This is a genomic window from Pseudomonas sp. KH_046_2, assembly GCF_057838985.1.
The window spans coordinates 4,951,733-4,970,571 of the sequence record NZ_CM174480.1; the positions used below are offsets into that span (position 1 = coordinate 4,951,733).

14 protein-coding genes and 2 pseudogenes are annotated in these 18,839 nt (G+C 60.1%); 8 read left to right on the plus strand and 8 right to left on the minus strand.

Annotation, left to right across the window (positions count from 1 at the left end):
* Positions 1 to 66: 66 nt before the first annotated feature.
* Both AC3IX1_RS22475 and AC3IX1_RS22480 read right to left on the minus strand, forming a co-directional pair.
* Positions 67 to 909 carry a mechanosensitive ion channel family protein gene (locus tag AC3IX1_RS22475; protein ID WP_489385871.1) on the minus strand — a complete coding sequence of 281 codons (843 nt, stop codon included), beginning with the start codon at positions 907 to 909 and terminating at the stop codon, positions 67 to 69.
* 137 nt (positions 910 to 1,046) lie between these two features.
* The gene (locus AC3IX1_RS22480) at positions 1,047 to 1,532 is read right to left on the minus strand and encodes a YajQ family cyclic di-GMP-binding protein (protein ID WP_007977344.1); all 486 of its coding nucleotides are present in this window, start codon (positions 1,530 to 1,532) and stop codon (positions 1,047 to 1,049) included.
* Positions 1,533 to 1,667: 135 nt separating this feature from the next.
* On the opposite strand from AC3IX1_RS22480, the gene AC3IX1_RS22485 reads away from it, so the two are divergent.
* Genes AC3IX1_RS22485 through AC3IX1_RS22495 form a run of 3 tightly spaced genes read left to right on the plus strand, consistent with a single transcriptional unit; the run spans position 1,668 to position 5,251 of the window.
* Positions 1,668 to 2,585, plus strand: coding sequence for a putative 2-dehydropantoate 2-reductase (locus tag AC3IX1_RS22485; protein WP_489385872.1), 918 nt, complete (start codon positions 1,668 to 1,670; stop codon positions 2,583 to 2,585).
* A gap of 45 nt (positions 2,586 to 2,630) precedes the next feature.
* Positions 2,631 to 4,667, plus strand: coding sequence for a sensor histidine kinase (locus AC3IX1_RS22490; RefSeq protein ID WP_489388775.1), 2,037 nt, complete (start codon positions 2,631 to 2,633; stop codon positions 4,665 to 4,667).
* Positions 4,668 to 4,669: 2 nt separating this feature from the next.
* Complete coding sequence (locus tag AC3IX1_RS22495) at positions 4,670 to 5,251, plus strand: cob(I)yrinic acid a,c-diamide adenosyltransferase (protein ID WP_489385873.1); 582 nt, start codon at positions 4,670 to 4,672, stop codon at positions 5,249 to 5,251.
* A 115-nt stretch (positions 5,252 to 5,366) separates the two neighbouring features.
* On the opposite strand, the gene AC3IX1_RS22500 is transcribed toward AC3IX1_RS22495, so the two are convergent.
* The 4 genes from AC3IX1_RS22500 to secA form a co-directional block, all read right to left on the minus strand.
* Positions 5,367 to 6,314, minus strand: a complete 948-nt coding sequence (locus AC3IX1_RS22500) for a Nudix family hydrolase (RefSeq protein WP_489385874.1) — start codon at positions 6,312 to 6,314, stop codon at positions 5,367 to 5,369.
* Positions 6,311 to 6,943: a glutathione S-transferase family protein gene (locus AC3IX1_RS22505; protein ID WP_489385875.1), complete on the minus strand. Its 633-nt coding sequence runs from the start codon at positions 6,941 to 6,943 to the stop codon at positions 6,311 to 6,313. The genes AC3IX1_RS22500 and AC3IX1_RS22505 overlap by 4 nt, the downstream gene beginning before the upstream one ends.
* 161 nt (positions 6,944 to 7,104) lie before the next feature.
* Complete coding sequence (gene argJ / locus AC3IX1_RS22510) at positions 7,105 to 8,322, minus strand: bifunctional glutamate N-acetyltransferase/amino-acid acetyltransferase ArgJ (protein ID WP_108215085.1); 1,218 nt, start codon at positions 8,320 to 8,322, stop codon at positions 7,105 to 7,107.
* 120 nt (positions 8,323 to 8,442) lie between these two features.
* Positions 8,443 to 11,178: a preprotein translocase subunit SecA gene (gene secA / locus AC3IX1_RS22515; protein ID WP_489385876.1), complete on the minus strand. Its 2,736-nt coding sequence runs from the start codon at positions 11,176 to 11,178 to the stop codon at positions 8,443 to 8,445.
* Between the two features lie 307 nt (positions 11,179 to 11,485).
* Here secA and AC3IX1_RS22520 point away from each other — a divergent pair, with 307 nt between their 5' ends.
* Entirely contained in the window at positions 11,486 to 11,944 is a 459-nt protein-coding gene (locus tag AC3IX1_RS22520; RefSeq protein ID WP_489385877.1) for a DUF721 domain-containing protein, read from the plus strand.
* A gap of 104 nt (positions 11,945 to 12,048) precedes the next feature.
* On the opposite strand, the gene AC3IX1_RS22525 is transcribed toward AC3IX1_RS22520, so the two are convergent.
* Positions 12,049 to 13,527, minus strand: coding sequence for a helicase HerA-like domain-containing protein (locus AC3IX1_RS22525; protein WP_489385878.1), 1,479 nt, complete (start codon positions 13,525 to 13,527; stop codon positions 12,049 to 12,051).
* A 188-nt stretch (positions 13,528 to 13,715) separates the two neighbouring features.
* On the opposite strand from AC3IX1_RS22525, the pseudogene AC3IX1_RS22530 reads away from it, so the two are divergent.
* The 4 genes and pseudogenes from AC3IX1_RS22530 to gpgD all read left to right on the plus strand — a co-directional run.
* A pseudogene (locus AC3IX1_RS22530) lies at positions 13,716 to 14,747 on the plus strand (HAMP domain-containing protein); the annotation flags it as partial.
* Positions 14,748 to 14,840: 93 nt separating this feature from the next.
* On the plus strand, positions 14,841 to 15,605 hold the full coding sequence (locus tag AC3IX1_RS22535; protein ID WP_489374296.1) for a methyl-accepting chemotaxis protein: 765 nt from the start codon (positions 14,841 to 14,843) through the stop codon (positions 15,603 to 15,605).
* Between the two features lie 134 nt (positions 15,606 to 15,739).
* On the plus strand, positions 15,740 to 16,852 hold the full coding sequence (gene gpgS / locus AC3IX1_RS22540) for an N-acetylglucosaminyl phosphatidylglycerol synthase (RefSeq protein ID WP_489385879.1): 1,113 nt from the start codon (positions 15,740 to 15,742) through the stop codon (positions 16,850 to 16,852).
* Positions 16,845 to 17,618, plus strand: a pseudogene (gene gpgD / locus AC3IX1_RS22545) (N-acetylglucosaminyl phosphatidylglycerol deacetylase); the annotation flags it as partial. The gene gpgS and the pseudogene gpgD, both read left to right, overlap by 8 nt.
* 283 nt (positions 17,619 to 17,901) lie before the next feature.
* On the opposite strand, the gene purU reads toward gpgD, so the two are convergent.
* Positions 17,902 to 18,750 (minus strand): formyltetrahydrofolate deformylase, encoded by an 849-nt coding sequence (purU, locus tag AC3IX1_RS22550; RefSeq protein ID WP_007993692.1) that lies wholly within the window; start codon positions 18,748 to 18,750, stop codon positions 17,902 to 17,904.
* Positions 18,751 to 18,839 lie beyond the last annotated feature (89 nt).

Below are 18,839 nucleotides of genomic sequence, written 5' to 3' on the forward strand. Positions count from 1 at the left end.
TAACTGGCCTGGCTCTTGTCGAACATGTCTGACCGAAAAGTCAGACACTCATCGAAAGACCGACCGTTACACCGCTGCCGATTCCTGAACCACTCGAATAACCCGTTGCGGAAATGGAATATCGATACCGGCTGCCTTCAAGCGATCACGGGCGTGCTCGTTAAACATGAACATTACATTCCAATAATCAGCGGTCTTGACCCACACTCGCAGCGAGACAGTGATCGAACTATCGCCCAACATGGAAATGACCGCTTCCGGTGCCGGCTCAACCAATACGCGTTGATCCTTGGCCAGTTCCAGCAACACTTCCCGGGCCTTTTGCAGATCCGCGAGGTAATCCACGCCAACGTCAAACACGACTTTGCGTGTCGCTTGACGATTGGTGTTGGTGATGATGCCATTCGACAGATTGCCATTAGGTACGATGATGGTCTTGTTGTCACCGGTACGCAGCACGGTATGGAAAATCTGGATGCTGTCGACAGTACCGGCGATGCCCTGAGCCTCGATCCAGTCACCGATGCGAAACGGACGGAACAGCAAAATCAGCACGCCACCGGCGAAGTTCGCCAGGCTGCCCTGCAAGGCCAAGCCAATGGCCAGGCCTGCCGCACCAATCGCCGCCACAAACGAAGTGGTTTCCACACCGATCATCGAGGCCACGCTGACGATCAGAAGGATCTTGAGGATGATGTTCGCCAGGCTGCTGATAAAGCCTTGCAGCGCCAGGTCGGCATTACGCAATGCAATCAGGCCGCCGAGCTTTTTCGTGACCTTGTTGATCAGCCACCAGCCGATGGCCAGGGTGATGACCGCCAGCAGTACACGACTGCCGTATTCCATGATCATCGGGATCCAGGTTTGGGATACCTTGACCAGATTGTCTACCTCGGCATTTAAGTCCATCTACACTCTCCTGTTTTCCGGCTACCCGGCATGCGTAAAAAAAGCGGCAGAAAGACCGAACTGCGACGGGCTCAATCGTTTCTGCCGTTGCTTGGATCTGCGACGTCGCAAACGCCAAGAGGTTCCCGCTTTCAGACTCAGTCGCGGAAGTTGTTGAACTGCAGCGGCATACCGAATTCCTTGGCCCGCAACACTGCAATGGCTTCTTGCAGGTCATCACGCTTTTTGCCGGTGATGCGAACCTGCTCGCCCTGAATGGCCGCCTGGACCTTGAGCTTGGCGTCCTTGACATGAGCGACGATTTTCTTCGCCAGCTCCTTGTCGATGCCTTCCTTGAGGACGGCTTCCTGCTTCATCAGCTTGCCCGACGCGAACGCGTCCTTGACTTCAAGGCACTGCACGTCGATTTTGCGCTTGACCAGCGCCAGCTTGAGGATCTCAATCATCGCTTCGAGCTGGAAATCCGCTTCGGCGGTCAGGTTGACGGTCAGGTCTTTTTCCTTGAACTCGAAGCTGCCTTTGCCTTTCAGGTCATAACGACGATCGAGTTCCTTGACGGCGTTCTCGACCGCGTTGGTGACTTCGTGTTTGTCCAGTTCGGATACCACGTCGAACGACGGCATGTAATCTCTCCAAATTTAAAGGCGTACTGATGGAGCACGCCTGGCTTGCGGTTAAAATCCGCGCTGATTATAACGGGTCTTTCCCATCATTCACTGCGAGCTGCCGATGCACGCCTTAAACAGAGCAAAAAGCTGATGTCCACCACCTGGCATGTACTGGGCGCCGGCAGCCTCGGCACTTTATGGGCGACACGTCTGGCACGGGCTGGCGTGCCGGTCAGGCTGATCCTGCGGGACACCGCGAGACTTCAGGCCTATGAGGCGGCCGGTGGATTGACCCTGGTGGAACACGGCGAGGCGCAGCTCTATGCCGTGCCCGCCGAGACAGCCGACAGCAGCCAACCGATCAACCGCCTGCTGGTGGCGTGTAAAGCCTACGATACCGAAAGTGCGGTGGCTCGATTGGCGCCACGCCTGGCCCCAGGCGCCGAACTGATCCTGCTGCAAAATGGCCTGGGCAGTCAGGACGCGGTGGCCGCACAGGTTCCTCAGGCACGCTGCATCTATGCCTCGAGCACGGAAGGAGCCTTCCGCGATGGCGATTGGCGCGTGGTGTTTGCCGGGCATGGCTTCACCTGGCTGGGGGATGCGAGCCATCCGGTGGCGCCGATCTGGCTCGATGACCTGAGCGCTGCCGGTATCCCCCACGAATGGAGCACCGAAATCCTGACCCGGCTGTGGCGTAAACTCGCCCTCAATTGTGCGATCAATCCGCTGACGGTGCTGCACGATTGCCGCAACGGCGGTTTGCAGCAACATCACTGCGAAGTCGCCACCCTGTGCGGTGAACTGGTGGAGTTGCTCGAGCGTTGCGGTCAGCCGGCAGCGGCCGAAAACCTGCTGCCGGAAGTCGAACGGGTGATTCACGCCACCGCAGCCAACTACTCCTCGATGCATCAGGACGTCACGAGCCAGCGCCGCACGGAAATCAGCTATCTGCTCGGTTACGCCTGCAAAGTGGCCGGGCGCCATCAACTGAACCTGCCTCACCTCAATCAGCTTGAGGCAAGGTTGATCGCCCGCCTGCAAAGCCTTGGATTGCCCAGCGACTGAGCAGCGGCTACGCTGGCCACTTGTTCCTTGTCTGCGATGAATCCGATGCCATTGCGCCAGCGCCTTGAAAACCTGCCCGTCGGCCAGAAACTGCTGGCCGCCCTGCTGGTACTGATGGTCACCGTCCTGCTGGTTGCCAATCTGACCTTTATCAGCGCCGCCTACTACATCTCCCAGGAAAGCATGGCGCCCCAGGCCCTGCAGACCATCGGCCGGCTGGTATCCAACCCGAGCCTGGCCTCCGAGGCCCTGGCGTCACCGCAAAGCGCCGAGCGCCTGCTGAATGAACTCAACAGCTATTCACCATTGCGCGCGGCGGCCCTGTATGACGGAAAGGGTGAGCGGTTGGCGCAATTGCAGCATGGCGACAACCTGGAGCTGCCGAAGCGTTTCCGGCATATCGAAGACTGGCAGGCCACCGAGTTTCGTACCAACCAAGTCATCCCCCTGCCCCGCACCGGTGCGGCACCAGGGCACCTGCTGTTGGTGGCCTCAAGCGAACTGCCAGTGGCGTTCTACACCGGGACCCTGACGGCGAGCCTGGGGATTCTGATCTTCAGCGTACTGCTGTGGCTGATCATTGCCCGGCAGATCAAGCGCCTGATTACCCGGCCGATCCACCAGCTCGAAGAGTTGTCCAGGCAGGTCACCCGTGAAGAAAACTACGCACTGCGCGCTTCGCGAGGGAACCACGATGAAATAGGCAGCCTCGCCGAGGCGTTCAACACCATGCTCTCGCGGATCGAGGCCAGGGAGCAGCAACTCAAGCGGGCCCGGGACGACTCCCAGGCAGCCTATGACCAGGCCCAGGGTCTGGCGGAAGAAACCCGCCATACCAACCGCAAACTGGAGCTCGAAGTCCAGGTGCGCAGCAAGATCGAGAAAAAGCTCACCGGTTTCCAGAACTACCTCAACAGCATCATCGACTCCATGCCGTCGGCGCTGATCGCCCTCGACGAACAACTCTACGTGACGCAATGGAACCAGGAGGCCAGCGCCCTGTCCGGCACGCGCCTGGATGAGGCCCTGAACCAGCCCATCTTCCTCGCCTTCGAACCGCTCAAGCCGTTCCTGCCGCAACTCAAGGAAACGGTCGAGCAGCATACGGTGGCCAAGATCGAACGTGTCACCTGGCTCAAGGACGACGAACCCCGCCACTATGCCCTGACCTTCTATCCATTGATGGGCGGTGCCGGGCGCGGCGTGGTGATCCGGATCGATGACATCACCCAACGCCTGTCCCTTGAAGAGATGATGGTGCAGTCGGAAAAAATGCTTTCGGTGGGAGGCCTTGCCGCCGGCATGGCCCACGAGATCAACAACCCGCTGGGCGCGATCCTGCACAACGTGCAAAACATTCGCCGACGCCTGTCGCCCGATTTGCCGAAGAACCTCGAAGTGGCCGAACAGGCCGGCATCGAACTGGCGACGGTCAACCAGTACCTGCAAATCCGCGAAGTGCCACAGTTGCTCGACGGCATCCAGCAGGCCGGTGCCCGGGCGGCGAAAATCGTCACCCACATGCTCAGTTTCAGCCGTCGCAGCACCCGCCAGATGGCCCCGTGCGACCTGCCCGCCCTGATCGACCAGGCGGTGGAGATCGCCGGTAACGATTTCGACCTGGCTATCGGCTTCGACTTCAAGGGCCAGGCCATCATTCGCCAGTTCGATCCGACCCTGGGACCGGTCCCCGGCACCGCCAACGAACTGGAGCAAGTGCTGCTCAACCTGTTGAAAAACGCCGCGCAAGCCATCCACCAGCGCGAAGACGACAGCGAGCCGGGGCGGATCATTCTGCGCACCAGGCTGAATCCGCCATGGGCGGAAATTCAGGTCGAGGACAACGGCATCGGCATGAGCGAAAACGTGCGCAAACGGACCTTCGAACCGTTTTTCACCACCAAGGAAATCGGCCAGGGTACCGGGCTTGGCCTGTCGGTGTCGTACTTCATCATCACCAATAACCACAAGGGGCAGATGGAAGTGCAATCGACTCTTGGCCAAGGCACCTGTTTCACCTTGCGCCTGCCCTTGGCGAACACGCCGTCTGTGCAGCAAGAACTCAATCTGCTATCGAGGTAACCATGGGCTTTCGTTTGTCGAAGATTTACACCCGTACTGGCGACAAAGGCGAGACCGGGCTGGGCGATGGTCGTCGCGTACCCAAGGATCACCCGCGGATCGAGGCCATTGGCGAAGTCGATACTCTGAACAGCCAGGTTGGGGTGCTTCTGGCCGGGTTGGCGGCGCAAACTGCTCAGTTTCCGGGCCTGAACGAAGTAATCGAGGTATTAGCTCCCTGCCAGCATCGGTTGTTTGATCTGGGTGGCGAACTGGCAATGCCGGTGTATCAGGCGTTGAATGCAGCGGAAATCGAACGCCTGGAAGCGGCGATCGATGTGTGGAATGAAGAGTTGGGGCCGCTGGAAAACTTCATCTTGCCCGGCGGCTCGACGCTGATTGCCCAGGCCCATGTCTGCCGCAGCCTGGCGCGCAGCGCAGAACGGCGCTGTCAGCAACTCAATGCGATTGAGCCGTTGGCCGGGGTTGGCCTGGCGTACATCAATCGGTTGTCAGATTTGTTGTTTGTGGTGGCGCGGCTGATTGCCAAGCGTCAGGGAGTGGCGGAGATTCTTTGGCAGCCGGCGGCGAAGCCTGAGGTCTAATCGGTGTCGTTCGCGCCCCCATCGCGAGCAGGCTCGCTCCTACAATTGACCGAGCTCCAACAGTAGGAATGCGATCCATGTAGGAGCGAGCCTGCTCGCGATGAGGCCATTTGCATCACTGGGAATCAGGCCAAAACGCCCGAATACCCGCCACACCCTGCGCACCCGCCGACCAGGCTTTCTCGACCTCCACCGGGCCAACCCCACCCAGCAGGAACACCGGCTTGCTGAATCCTTCGATCAAGCTCGACGCCTGCTCCCAACCCAACGGCTCGGCGCCAGGGTGAGTCAGGGTCGGCTGCACCGGCGACAAGGTCACGAAATCCACCCCCATCTGTTCGGCCAGCGCCAGCTCTTCAGCGTTATGGCACGACGCCGCCAGCCAGCGCGATGCCGGTAGCGGTCGACCAGCCGCTGCGTACTTGCGCAACTGCGCCGAGGTGATGTGCCAACCCGCGGACGGGAAGTCACCCAGCCATTCGAACGGCCCCTTGATCATCAATTGCGCCTTGCCGGCACACAGCCCTACCGCATCCACGGCCAGGTCGCGGTATTTCGGGTCGTAACCGTTCGGTGCACGCAGTTGGATCAATTTGATGCCGCCGGCAATGGCCTTCTGGATACCGCGCAGCAGCGCCGGGGTTTCCAGGTCTTCCGGGGTAATCAGGTACTGAGCGGGTAACTTCGCGGCGGCGACGATCGGCTGATTGGCCACCGGAAACTCGTAATCCGACAGGTCGCGGGGCGACACCCAGGCCAACGGCTGGCCTTCGGCGCCGTGGGGCTCGCCGGTAAACGCCGAGACTTCCCAGACATCCAGCAACACCTGCTTGTCCGGGTAATCGTGCCGGACCTTGATCAGCGGGCGTGCCGCGCCGACCACAATGCCCAGTTCCTCATGAAGTTCGCGGGCCAGTGCGGTTTCGACCGACTCGTCGGCCTCGACCTTGCCCCCGGGAAACTCCCACAGGCCACCCTGGTGCTGTGAATCCGCACGACGGGCGATCAGGATTTGGCCACTGCCATCGCGGATGACGGCGGCGGCGACATGGACTCGTTTCACCTTTGCAACTCCTCCAGTCCGGCCTTCTGCCAGGCCTTGAACGCTGGCCATTGGTAGAGGGTTTCAACATAGGCTTCGTCAGCCGCGGACAGTTTCACCCGATAGGTGCGCAGGCGCACGGCGATGGGTGCAAAGAACGCGTCGGCCAACGTGATGCGGCCAAACAGGTACGGACCGCTCTCGGTCGCAGCGGCACGACATTCGGCCCACAACGCTGACATGCGCTCGATGTCCGCCTGGACATCGGCCGGGATCGGCGACAGCGCGGCGTCATGGCTCAGGTCGAACGGCATGTTGCCGCGCATGGCGAAAAAGCCACTGTGCATCTGCGCGCACGCCGAGCGCGCCTGGGCACGGGCGGCAGTATCTTTGGGCCACAGCTTCGCGTCGGGAAACTGTTCTGCCAGGTATTCGGCAATCGCCAGGGAGTCGGCGATGGTGCCGTGTCCGGTTTTCAGCAGCGGGACTTTACAGGTCGGCGAATGCTTGAGCAGACGCTCACGAGTGTCCGGCTGGTTCAGCTTGATCAGTTCTTCGGTGTAGGAAGCGCCGGTCAGGTCGAGGGCCAGGGCGCCGCGCAGGGACCAGGAGGAATGCAGTTTGTCGCCGATGATCAGGTGCAGGCTCATGTTCGGGACCTTTTGATGAGGGGACAGGCCAAAATCTCTAGCGTTCGGTCATCCGTCATCGCGGGCAAGCCCGCTCCCACAGTAATCGCGCTGAACACAACCTTTGTGTACGCCACTGAACCTGTGGGAGCGGGCTTGCCCGCGATAGGGGCGACTCGGTCTTACGTACGGTACTCGGCGTTGATCTTCACGTATTCGTGGGACAGGTCGGTGGTCCAGATGGTTTCGCTGCAATCGCCACGACCCAACTCGATACGGATGGTGATTTCTTCCTGCTGCATCACCGCTGCGCCCTGGGCTTCGGTGTAGGTCGCCGCGCGCGCGCCACGACTGGCAATGCACACTTCACCGAGGAATACATCGATCTTGCTCACGTCCAGGTTCGGCACACCGGCACGGCCGACGGCTGCCAGGATACGGCCCCAGTTCGGGTCGGACGCGAACAGCGCGGTCTTGATCAGCGGCGAGTGGGCCACGGTGTAACCAACGTCCAGGCATTCCTGGTGATTGCCGCCGCCATTGACTTCAACGGTGACGAACTTGGTCGCGCCTTCACCATCGCGAACGATGGCCTGGGCCACGTCCATGCACACTTCGAACACAGCCTGCTTCAATTTGGCGAACAACTCGCCTTCGGCGCGGGTGATTTCCGGCAATGCAGCCTGCCCCGTGGCGATCAGCATGCAGCAGTCGTTGGTCGAGGTGTCGCCATCGATGGTGATGCGGTTGAACGACTTGTTGGCGCCATCGAGCATCAGGTTTTGCAGCACGTCGCGGGAGACTTTGGCGTCAGTGGCGATGTAGCCGAGCATGGTCGCCATGTTCGGGCGAATCATGCCGGCGCCTTTGCTGATGCCGGTAACGGTGATGGTCACACCGTCGTGCTGGAACTGACGGCTGGCACCTTTTGGCAGGGTGTCGGTGGTCATGATGCCGGTGGCGGCAGCTTCCCAGTTGTGGATCGACAAGTCGTCGAGGGCCGCTTGCAGCGCGCCTTCGATTTTCTCCACAGGCAACGGCTCGCCGATCACACCGGTGGAATACGGCAGCACCTGGCTGGCATCGACACCGGTCAACTCGGCCAGTTTCGCGCAAGTGCGCTCGGCGGCGGCCAGGCCAGGTTCGCCCGTGCCGGCGTTGGCATTGCCGGTGTTGGTCAGCAGGTAACGCACAGGGCCTTGTACGCGCTGTTTAGCCAGGATCACCGGTGCGGCGCAAAAGGCGTTCAGGGTGAACACGCCAGCAACCGTGGAGCCTTCAACACAGCGCATGACCACAACATCCTTGCGCCCCGGGCGCTTGATGCCGGCCGAGGCGATACCGAGTTCAAAACCGGCAACCGGGTGCAACGTTGGCAAAGGACCAAGACCAACAGCCATGAATGCGCTCCTTTATAAATGATGTCAGCACCGTTTCAGCAGAACGGTGGTTCGAATGGTAAAACGCCGCGACGGCAGAAGCCGGTCGCGGCGCGGGTATTTCAGCGATTGAAACGGGTTTTACTGAATCTGCCCGTGGCAATGCTTGAACTTCTTGCCCGAACCGCAGTAGCACAGCTCATTGCGACCCAGCTTCTGCTCGTTGCGAACCGGCGCGGCAGCGAGGGCAACATCGACCTCTTCGCCCAACACTTCCGACTGCTCCAGGCCTGGAGCCTCTTCATGCAGGAACTGCATGCGAGCGGCCAATGCCTCGGCTTCCTGACGCAGGCGCTGCTCTTCTTCGATCGGGTCTTCGCGGCGAACCTGAACGTGGGACAGCACACGGATCGAATCGCGCTTGATCGAATCCAGCAATTCGGAGAACAGGGTGAACGACTCGCGCTTGTATTCCTGCTTCGGGTTCTTCTGGGCATAACCACGCAAGTGGATACCGTGACGCAGGTGGTCCATGGTCGACAGGTGGTCTTTCCACAGATCGTCCAGTACGCGCAGAACGATTTGTTTCTCGAAGGTGCGCAGCGCTTCGGCGCCCGCCTGGTCTTCTTTCTCGTTGTACGCGGCGATCAGTTCCTGCATCAGCTTTTCGCGCAGGGTTTCTTCGTACAGGTGATCGTCTTCGTCGAGCCATTGCTGAATCGGCAGCGTGACACCGAAATCGCTCTGCAATGCAGCTTCCAGACCGGCCACGTCCCACTGCTCAGGCAGCGATTGCGGAGGAATGTGCGCGCTGACGGTGGCGTCGAGCACATCCTGACGGAAGTCAGCGATGGTCTCACCGATGTTATCGGCGGCCAGCAACGTGTTACGCATGTGATAGATCACTTTACGCTGTTCGTTGTTGACGTCGTCGAACTCGAGCAATTGCTTGCGAATGTCGAAGTTGCGGCCTTCAACCTTGCGCTGGGCCTTTTCGATGGCGTTGGTCACCATGCGGTGCTCAATCGCTTCGCCAGGCTGCATGCCCAGGGCCTTCATGAAGTTCTTCACCCGGTCAGAGGCAAAGATGCGCATCAGGCTGTCTTCCAGCGACAGGTAGAAACGGCTGGAACCGGCGTCGCCCTGACGACCGGCACGACCACGCAGCTGGTTGTCGATACGGCGCGATTCGTGACGCTCGGAGGCAATCACCTGCAAACCGCCCGATTCGAGCACTTGCTGGTGACGCTTCTGCCAGTCGGCCTTGATCTGGGCAATCTGCTCAGGGGTCGGGTTTTCCAGGGAAGCCACTTCCACTTCCCAGTTACCGCCCAACAGGATGTCGGTACCACGACCGGCCATGTTGGTGGCGATGGTCAGTGCGCCCGGGCGACCGGCCTGGGCAATGATCTCGGCTTCCTTTTCGTGGAACTTGGCGTTCAGGACCTTGTGTTCGATACCTTCCTTCACGAGCAGGCTGGACATGTGCTCGGAGGTTTCGATGGTGGCGGTACCGACCAGAACCGGACGACCTGCAGCCATGCTTTCCTTGATGTCGGCCACGATTGCCGCGTATTTCTCGTCGGCAGTCAGGAACACCAGGTCGTTGTAGTCTTTACGGGCCAGCGGCTTGTTCGGCGGAATCACCATGACCTGCAGGCCATAGATCTGATGGAACTCGAACGCTTCGGTGTCGGCCGTACCGGTCATGCCGGACAGTTTGTTGTACAGACGGAAGTAGTTCTGGAAGGTGGTCGATGCCAGGGTCTGGCTTTCGGCCTGGATGTTCAGGTTTTCCTTGGCTTCGATGGCCTGGTGCAGGCCTTCGGACAAGCGGCGGCCCGGCATGGTACGGCCGGTGTGCTCGTCGACCAGTACGACCTGACCGTCCTGCACGATGTACTCGACGTTGCGATGGAACAGCTTGTGCGCGCGCAGGCCGGCGTAGACGTGAGTCAGCAGGCTCAGGTTGTGCGCCGAGTACAGGCTCTCGCCCTCAGCCAGCAGGCCGATGCTGGTCAGCGTTTCTTCGACATACTGGTGACCGGCTTCGTTGAGTTCGACCTGACGGGTCTTCTCGTCGACGGTGTAGTGACCGGCCTGGGTCACTTCGCCTTCGACTTCTTCAACGTGCAGCTTGAGCTGCGGGATCAGCTTGTTGACCTCGATGTACAGCTTGGAGCTGTCCTCGGCCTGACCGGAGATGATCAGCGGCGTACGGGCTTCGTCGATGAGGATGGAGTCGACTTCGTCGATCACGGCAAAATTGAGTTCGCGCTGGAATTTTTCTTCCATGCTGAACGCCATGTTGTCGCGCAGGTAATCGAAACCGAATTCGTTGTTGGTGCCGTAGGTGATGTCGGCGGCGTAGGCAGCGCGCTTCTCTTCCGGCGGCTGGAACGGCGTGACAACGCCGACCGTCATGCCGAGGAATTCATACAGCGGGCGCATCCAGTTGGCGTCACGGCGGGCCAGGTAGTCGTTCACCGTCACAACGTGCACACCGTTGCCGGACAGCGCATTGAGGTAAACGCCCAGTGTTGCCACCAGGGTCTTGCCTTCACCGGTACGCATTTCCGCGATCATGCCTTCATGCAAGGTCATGCCGCCGATCAGCTGGACATCGAAGTGGCGCATGCCCATGACACGCTTGCCGGCTTCGCGGGCGACCGCAAAGGCTTCTGGCAGCAGTTTGTCGAGGGATTCCCCTTTGGCGATGCGGGCCTTGAACTCGCTGGTCTTGGCACGCAATTGATCGTCCGAAAGGGCCACCATTTGCTCTTCGAAGGCATTGACGAGTTGCACCGTCTTGAGCATGCGTTTGACTTCACGCTCGTTCTTGCTTCCAAAAAGTTTCTTTAACAAAGGCGCAAACATATCGGCAGGATCTTCCACACTAAAGGGATGGAGGGCGGCCCCGTGAGTCGCCCGTGCAGCCCTCATGGCCGCATGCGAACGAGCATTCTACCCGGAAACGATGGAGAGGAAAGTGGCGATATTCCACGATGCTGGCACAGCGCTTTGACGGGGCTCACTTAAAATAAGGGCGTTTTGCTCAACTTCAAGCCGTTCAAGGCAGAAGTTAGTTGTTGATTTAATGGGTAAAGCACCCACAAAAGCAATGGGCGGGCGCATCCGGTGCTTTCTGCTACCATGGCGCCTCTGTTACTTCAGGTGTCTGATCATGGCATTTCGCCCACTTACGGCAAAAGTACCTGCCGTTCTACTACGCGAAGCCAAGCCGCTGAAAGCCATTCTCGGCCACGCTCAACGCCTGGGTCATCTGCAACGTTTGCTCGAAAGCCAATTGCAACCCGCCGCTCGTGAGCATTGCCACGTGGCTTCCTGGCGCGAAGGCAGTTTGTTGCTGATTGTCACCGACGGCCACTGGGCAACCCGCCTGCGCTACCAGCAGAAGCGCCTGCAACGGCAGCTGCAAATGTTCGACGAGTTCGCCAATCTGACCCGGATCCTGTTCAAAGTTCAACCGCCGACCGTTCAGCAAGGTGCGGCCGGGCATACGATGGATTTGTCCAACGACGCGGCTGCGACCATTCAGGCCACGGCCGACGGGATCAGCGACCCGAACTTACGGGCCGCGCTGGAGCGGTTGGCGGCGCACGCCAAAACCAAAACCTCATAGGCATCCCCTGCTCGCGAAGGCGGCATGACATTCAACAATGATGTTGCCTGACTCACCGATTCGCGAGCAGGCTCGCTCCCACAGTTAGATTGTGTTCGCTCAAGCTAGCGGCGTTTTTTGCTGCCTAGCAACGAGCCCATCAAGCCGCGCACCAACTGTCGGCCAATCTGGTTCGCCGCCTGTTGCATCGCTGACTTCAGCGCCTTCCCTGCCGCTGTGCCGAGGAACTCTCCGGCCTGTTCGGTGAAGCTCGGTTCCTGTTTGCCCTGCTCCGCTTCGGGCTCAGGTGCCAGTCCCTTGCGTCCCATCAGCACCTCATAGGCTGATTCGCGATCGATCGGTTGGTCATAACGCCCTTTGAACGGTGAGCCTGCGATCAACATCGTGCGCTCGGTTTCGGTCAAAGGCCCGATTCGCGATTGCGGCGGTGCCACCAGCACCCGCTGGACCATTTCCGGCGTGCCTTTTTCCTGCAGGGTGCCGACCAGCGCCTCGCCGATCCCGAGCTCGGTCAACACCGATAAGGCATCGAACGCAGGATTCGGCCGGAAACCTTCGGCCACCGCGCGCAGGGACTTCTGCTCCTTGGCGGTGAACGCCCGCAGACCGTGCTGGATGCGCAATCCCAACTGCGCCAGCACATCATCCGGCAGGTCACCCGGCGACTGGGTGACGAAATACACGCCCACGCCTTTCGAACGAATCAGCCTCACGACTTGTTCCAGGCGGTCACGCAATGCCTGAGGTGTGCCGTTGAACAACAAGTGGGCCTCGTCGAAGAACAGCGCCAGCAACGGTTTGTCGGCATCGCCACGCTCCGGCAGTTGCTCGAACAATTCGGCCAGCAGCCACAGCAGGAACGTCGCGTAGACTTTCGGCGCTTCATGCACCAGACGACTGGCATCCAGCAAATGAATGCGTCCGCGGCCATCCGCGGTGGGCTGGAGGATGTCTTCGAGTTGCAGCGCTGGCTCGCCGAACAAGGCTTCGGCGCCCTGTTGTTCCAGCGTCGCCAGACGCCGCAGCAACGCCTGGCTGGAGCCAGTCGTCATCAATGCCGCATCGTCGCCCAACAACTGGGGGTTGTCCCGCAGGTGATTGAGCAACGCCTTCAGATCCTTGAGATCGAGCAGCAACAGGCCTTCGCGGTCCGCCACCTTGAACGCGGCGTACAGCGCCGACTGCTGACTGTCGGTCAGCTCCAGCAGGCTGCCCAGCAGCAGTGGCCCCATTTCACTCAAGGTTGTGCGTAAAGGATGACCGGACTGACCGTGTATGTCCCACAACGTCACTGGATAAGCCTGAGGCTTGTGGTTGAGCCAGGGCATCCCGGCTATCCGCTCGGCGATCTTGCCCTGGGGGTTGCCCGCGGCGCCAAGTCCGCACAGGTCACCCTTGATGTCGGCGGCGAACACCGCCACGCCAGCATCACTGAAGGCTTCGGCCATTCGTTGCAAAGTGACGGTCTTACCGGTGCCGGTCGCGCCCGCGATCAATCCGTGGCGGTTCGCCAGGCGCATGGCCTGGGCAATCGGCTGCCCTTCGAGATCTGCGCCGATAACGAGTTGCAATGAGTCAGGCATTTGGTCACCCATGATTAATCTTTGGTCCTACATGGCCGATAGAGATAACGACAAAGCAGTCAGACACGATCTGGTCGGAAATTTCCCTAAGGAGAGTCGGAAAATTCACTTGCTTTCAACCTTGCCCGTCGTGCGTCCCTTTATAAAAGCACGCGCTGGACATTAAGACCTTAGCGGAACCCCAAGCCATGAACAAAAATCTGCGTTTCAGCCATAAAATCCTGCTTGCCGCCGCCCTCATTGTGATTGCCGCCTTCGCCTCATTCACCTTGTACAACGACTATTTGCAGCGCAATGCCGTCCGCGAAAACCTGGAAAATCATTTGCAGGAAATGGGCGCAGTGACCGCCAACAATATCCAGACCTGGTTGAACGGGCGCAGCCTGTTGATTGAAAACCTGTCACAAACTGTCGCGCTCAATCACGATGCCGACAATGTTTCCAGCCTGCTTGTACAAAAATCCGTAACCTCGACCTTCATGGGCGCCTACCTCGGCAGCAAGGATGGCTCTTTCATCATTCGCCCGGACAGCAAGATGCCCGATGGCTATGACCCGCGTGCACGCCCTTGGTACAAGAGCGCTCAAGGCAGCAGCGGTTCGGCATTAACCGAGCCTTACATTGATCTGGCCTCCGGCCAACTGGTGATTTCCATTGTCGACAGCGTCATCAAGGACGGCCAGAACATCGGCGTAGTCGGTGGCGACCTGAGCTTGCAGGTGATCGCCGACAGCCTTGGCACGCTGGATTTCGACGGCATGGGTTATGCCTTCCTGGTCAGCTCCGACGGCAAGATCCTGGTACATCCCGACAAAGCGCTGGCGATGAAGACGCTCAAGGATGTCTACCCGCAAGACACGCCGGCCATCAGCAACGCAATGAGCGAAATCCAGGTCGACGGCAAAACCCGAATCGTGACCTTCACACCGATCAAAGGCTTGTCGTCGGTCAGCTGGTACATCGGTGTGTCGGTCGACAAGGAAAAAGCCTACTCGATGCTCAGCGAATTCCGCACCTCGGCTGTCGTTGCAACCATCATTGCCGTGGCCATCATCATCGCCCTGCTCGGCATGCTGATTCGCATCCTGATCCAGCCGTTGCACGTCATGACCCGTGCCATGGCCGACATCGCCGACGGCGAAGGCGACCTGACCAAGCGCCTGTCCATCCAGAACAATGACGAATTCGGCACCCTCGGCACCGCGTTCAACCGTTTCGTCGAGCGCATTCACGGCTCGATCCGCGAAGTGTCCTCGGCCACCGGGCAAGTCAACGAAGTGGCATTGCGCGTAGTGGCCGCTTCCAACTCGTCGATGTTCAACTCCGATCAGCAAGCCTCGCGCACCAGCAGCGTCGCGGCCGCCATCAACCAGCTCGGCGCCGCCGCCCAGGAAATTGCCCGTAACGCCGCCCAGGCTTCGAGCCAGGCCAGCGATGCCCGCAACCTTGCCGAAGACGGCCAGCAAGTGGTGGACCGCAGCATCGTGGCGATGAATCAACTGTCGAGCATGCTCAGCGCATCGAGTTCCAACATCGAATCACTGAACAGCAAAACCGTGAACATCGGGCAGATTCTCGAAGTGATCACCAGCATTTCCCAACAAACCAACTTGCTGGCGCTCAACGCTGCCATCGAAGCCGCCCGCGCCGGTGAAGCCGGTCGTGGGTTTGCCGTGGTGGCGGACGAAGTGCGCAACCTGGCCCACCGCACGCAGGAGTCGGCGCAACAGGTGCAAACCATGATCGAGGAGCTGCAAGTCGGCGCCCGGGAATCGGTCAGCACCATGAGCGACAGTCAGCGCCACAGCCAGGACAGCGTGGAAATTGCCAACCTCGCGGGCGAACGCCTGAACAGCGTGACACTGCGTATCGGTGAAATCGACGGCATGAACCAGTCGGTGGCTACCGCGACCGAAGAACAGACCGCCGTGGTGGAGTCGATCAACGTCGACATCACCGAGATCAACACGCTGAACCAGGAAGGTGTGGAAAACCTGCAATCGACATTGCGTGCCTGCTCGGACCTTGAGCAGCAGGCGGCGCGGTTGAAGCAGTTGGTAGGCAGTTTCCGTATCTGATGCAGTAATTGGAGAGGGAGCTTGCTCCCTCTCCACAACAGCCTCCATCCTGCGCCCCGCAACAAACCCCAACCGAACATCTATCCTTCATATAGGTCAACCAAAGGAGTACCAGGACCGGAGGACCGTTCATCGTGCATATCGCGGACATCACCATGTTCTACGCCCCTGCCAGCGGCGGCGTGCGCACTTATCTGGATGCAAAGCACCGTCGCCTGGGCATCAAGCCGGGCATTCGCCACAGTTTGCTGATCCCCGGATCGTCCTTGAGCGAGCAGGACGGCATCTTCACCGTTCCGGCCCCCGCCCTGCCCTTCGGCAAGGGCTATCGCTTCCCTCTGCGTCTCGCGCCCTGGCGCAATGTCCTGCAAGATTTGCAACCCGACCTGATCGAAGTCGGCGACCCCTATCTCACCGCATGGGCGGCGCTGGATGCGCGGCGCCAACTCGATGTGCCGGTCATCGGTTTCTATCACTCGGACCTGCCGCTACTGGTCAGTAACCGCATGGGCAACTGGGTGACCAACAACGTCGAGGCCTACGTCAGCAAACTCTATGGCAACTTCGACCGGGTCCTGGCGCCCAGCCGGGTCATGGCCGACAAACTCACCGGGCTGGGGGTCAGGAATGTCTTCGTGCAGCCGTTGGGCGTCGACCTGCAAACCTTCAATCCCGATGCCAGAGACCCCGGGCTGCGGGCCGAACTGGGCCTGGACGAAAACACCCGCCTCTTGATCTTCGCCGGGCGCGGTTCCAAGGAAAAAAACCTGCCAGTGCTGCTCGACTGCATGAAACGCCTGGGCCGACGCTATCATCTGCTGCTGGTTGGCTCGTCGATGCCCACGGCCGTGCCCTCCAACGTGACAGTGATCGACGAGTTCTGCCCGGCGGCGCAGGTGGCCCGCCTGATGGCCAGCGCCGACGCATTGCTCCACGCTGGCGATCAGGAAACCTTCGGCCTGGTAATTCTGGAGGCCATGGCCAGCGGCATTCCAGTGGTGGCCGTGGCGGCCGGGGCTTTCGAAGAAATCGTCAGCGAGGACTGCGGCCTGCTCTGTGCGCCGAACAATCCCGCCGCGATGGCCACCGCCGTTCGAGAACTGTTCGGCTCGGGCAGCGTAGCCCTGGGCCGACAAGCGCGATTACATGTCGAACGACATTACGCCTGGGATACGATGGTCAACAGCCTGCTGCGGCACTATCACGCTGTGCTCGGCAGCCAATGGCCGCTGACAGCCAATGGTTGAGTCCATGAACAGTCCCGCTTTAGTGCTGGTACTGCACGACCTGGCACCAACCACCTGGGCCGATTACCAACCCTTCGTCAAAGCCGTCGACGCCTTGGGTGACGTGCCGATCACCTGGCTGGTGGTGCCAGATTTCCACAAACACAACAATCTGGACGCCCATCCGCAGTTTTGCCGCCAGCTCAGTGCCAGGGTCGCCCGGGGCGACGAACTGGCACTGCATGGCTACTTCCATTGCGACGACGGGCCGATGACCCGCAATCCCCGCGACTGGTTCATGCGTCTGGTCTACACCCACGAAGGCGAGTTTTACCGTTTGTCGCAGGAAGACGCCCTCGCCCGCCTGCGTTCGGGCATCGAGATGTTCCACCGGCATGACTGGCCGCTCGCGGGGTTCGTCGCCCCGGCCTGGCTGATGAGCCAAGGCACTCGCCAGGCACTGCGCCAATTGCCGTTGAGTTACACCAGCGACTCGCAACATTTGTACAGGCTGCCGGATTTCACCGCGATCGAGGCGCAGGGGCTGGTCTGGAGTGCGCGCAGTGCCTGGCGCCGGGGCGTATCGAAGCTCGTCAGCGACTGGCTCGAACAGCGCTGGCAGCACGCGCCGGTGATTCGCCTGGGCCTGCATCCGGTGGACATGCGCCATGAGTTCTCGCGCCGATACTGGCTACAAACCCTTGAGCGCCTGCTCAACCACGGACGGGTGCCAATGACCAAGGCCCACTGGCTGGCGCTGCAAGACGACCGAATGGGCTGTGCCGCTGCTGCTGAAGTTGATGAAGCTCAGGCAGTCTTGGATTTGTCCGCGGGCTCTTGCTGCAACTGTTCCCACAATTGCGCGGCGTCAGGAAACTCCGTACCCGTTTCAGGCCCCATGTCATCCGGGTCGTAGCGGCTCAGGCAACCCTCGCCCAGCGTGGCGGGAGCCTTGGAGGTGGCTTTGTCCAGTGGATCGGCCATGGTCATGTCCTCGGTGCAGAAACGGCGAAGGGCCTGAAGCGATTGAACGCCCAGGCCCTTCGAATTTCAACTGTGCCTCCGGTCTGTCAGAAGACGACGGTTTTGTTGCCGTGCACCAGCACCCGGTCTTCCAGGTGATAACGCAGGCCACGGGCCAGCACCATCTTTTCGACATCACGGCCGAAGCGCACCATATCTTCGATGCTGTCGCTGTGGCTGACGCGAACTACGTCCTGCTCGATGATCGGGCCGGCATCCAGCTCTTCGGTCACATAGTGGCAAGTCGCGCCGATCAGCTTCACGCCGCGCAGGGAAGCCTGGTGGTACGGCTTGGCACCGACGAACGACGGCAGGAAGCTGTGGTGAATGTTGATGACCTTGTGCGCGTATTCGCTGCACAACTCGGGCGGCAGGATCTGCATGTAGCGGGCAAGCACCACCACTTCGGCGTCGTGCTGCTTGACCAGGCGCGAAACCTCGGCGAAGGCTGGCTGCTTGTCCTGCGGATTGACCGGGACGTGGTAGTACGGAATACCGTGCCACTCCACCATGCTGCGCAAGTCATCATGGTTGGAAATCACACAGGAAATTTCGCAGTCCAGTTCATCGCTGTGCCAGCGGTGCAGCAAGTCGGCCAGGCAGTGTGACTCGCGGCTGGCCATCAGGACCACGCGTTTCTTTTGCTCGGTATCGGTGATGCGCCAGTCCATCGAGAACTCTTCGGCGATCGGGGCAAAGGCTTCACGAAATGCTTCGATACCAAATGGCAGGGAGTCGGCACGGATTTCGTGACGCATGAAGAACCAGCCACTGAGATTGTCCGAGTGATGGCTCGCTTCAGTGATCCAGCCGTTGTGTGATGCCAGAAAGTTACTGACTTTGGCAACGATGCCAACACGGTCCGGGCAAGAAATCACCAGACGAAAAGTGCGCATGAGGGGGAAACTCCAGAACTTCGCAAAGGCCGCCATTCTAGCGATTACGCAGCAAAACTGCAGTATTGTTGACGTTTCACCCTGCCGGA

Bases quoted from the DNA above. Each gene is read 5' to 3' on its own strand.
- AC3IX1_RS22475 (WP_489385871.1), bottom strand. From the start codon at position 909: ATGGACTTAAATGCCGAGGTAGACAATCTGGTCAAGGTATCCCAAACC.
- AC3IX1_RS22480 (WP_007977344.1), bottom strand. From the start codon at position 1,532: ATGCCGTCGTTCGACGTGGTATCCGAACTGGACAAACACGAAGTCACC.
- AC3IX1_RS22485 (WP_489385872.1), top strand. From the start codon at position 1,668: ATGTCCACCACCTGGCATGTACTGGGCGCCGGCAGCCTCGGCACTTTA.
- AC3IX1_RS22490 (WP_489388775.1), top strand. From the start codon at position 2,631: ATGCCATTGCGCCAGCGCCTTGAAAACCTGCCCGTCGGCCAGAAACTG.
- AC3IX1_RS22495 (WP_489385873.1), top strand. From the start codon at position 4,670: ATGGGCTTTCGTTTGTCGAAGATTTACACCCGTACTGGCGACAAAGGC.
- AC3IX1_RS22505 (WP_489385875.1), bottom strand. From the start codon at position 6,943: ATGAGCCTGCACCTGATCATCGGCGACAAACTGCATTCCTCCTGGTCC.
- argJ (WP_108215085.1), bottom strand. From the start codon at position 8,322: ATGGCTGTTGGTCTTGGTCCTTTGCCAACGTTGCACCCGGTTGCCGGT.
- secA (WP_489385876.1), bottom strand. From the start codon at position 11,178: ATGTTTGCGCCTTTGTTAAAGAAACTTTTTGGAAGCAAGAACGAGCGT.
- AC3IX1_RS22520 (WP_489385877.1), top strand. From the start codon at position 11,486: ATGGCATTTCGCCCACTTACGGCAAAAGTACCTGCCGTTCTACTACGC.
- AC3IX1_RS22525 (WP_489385878.1), bottom strand. From the start codon at position 13,527: ATGCCTGACTCATTGCAACTCGTTATCGGCGCAGATCTCGAAGGGCAG.
- AC3IX1_RS22535 (WP_489374296.1), top strand. From the start codon at position 14,841: ATGTTCAACTCCGATCAGCAAGCCTCGCGCACCAGCAGCGTCGCGGCC.
- purU (WP_007993692.1), bottom strand. From the start codon at position 18,750: ATGCGCACTTTTCGTCTGGTGATTTCTTGCCCGGACCGTGTTGGCATC.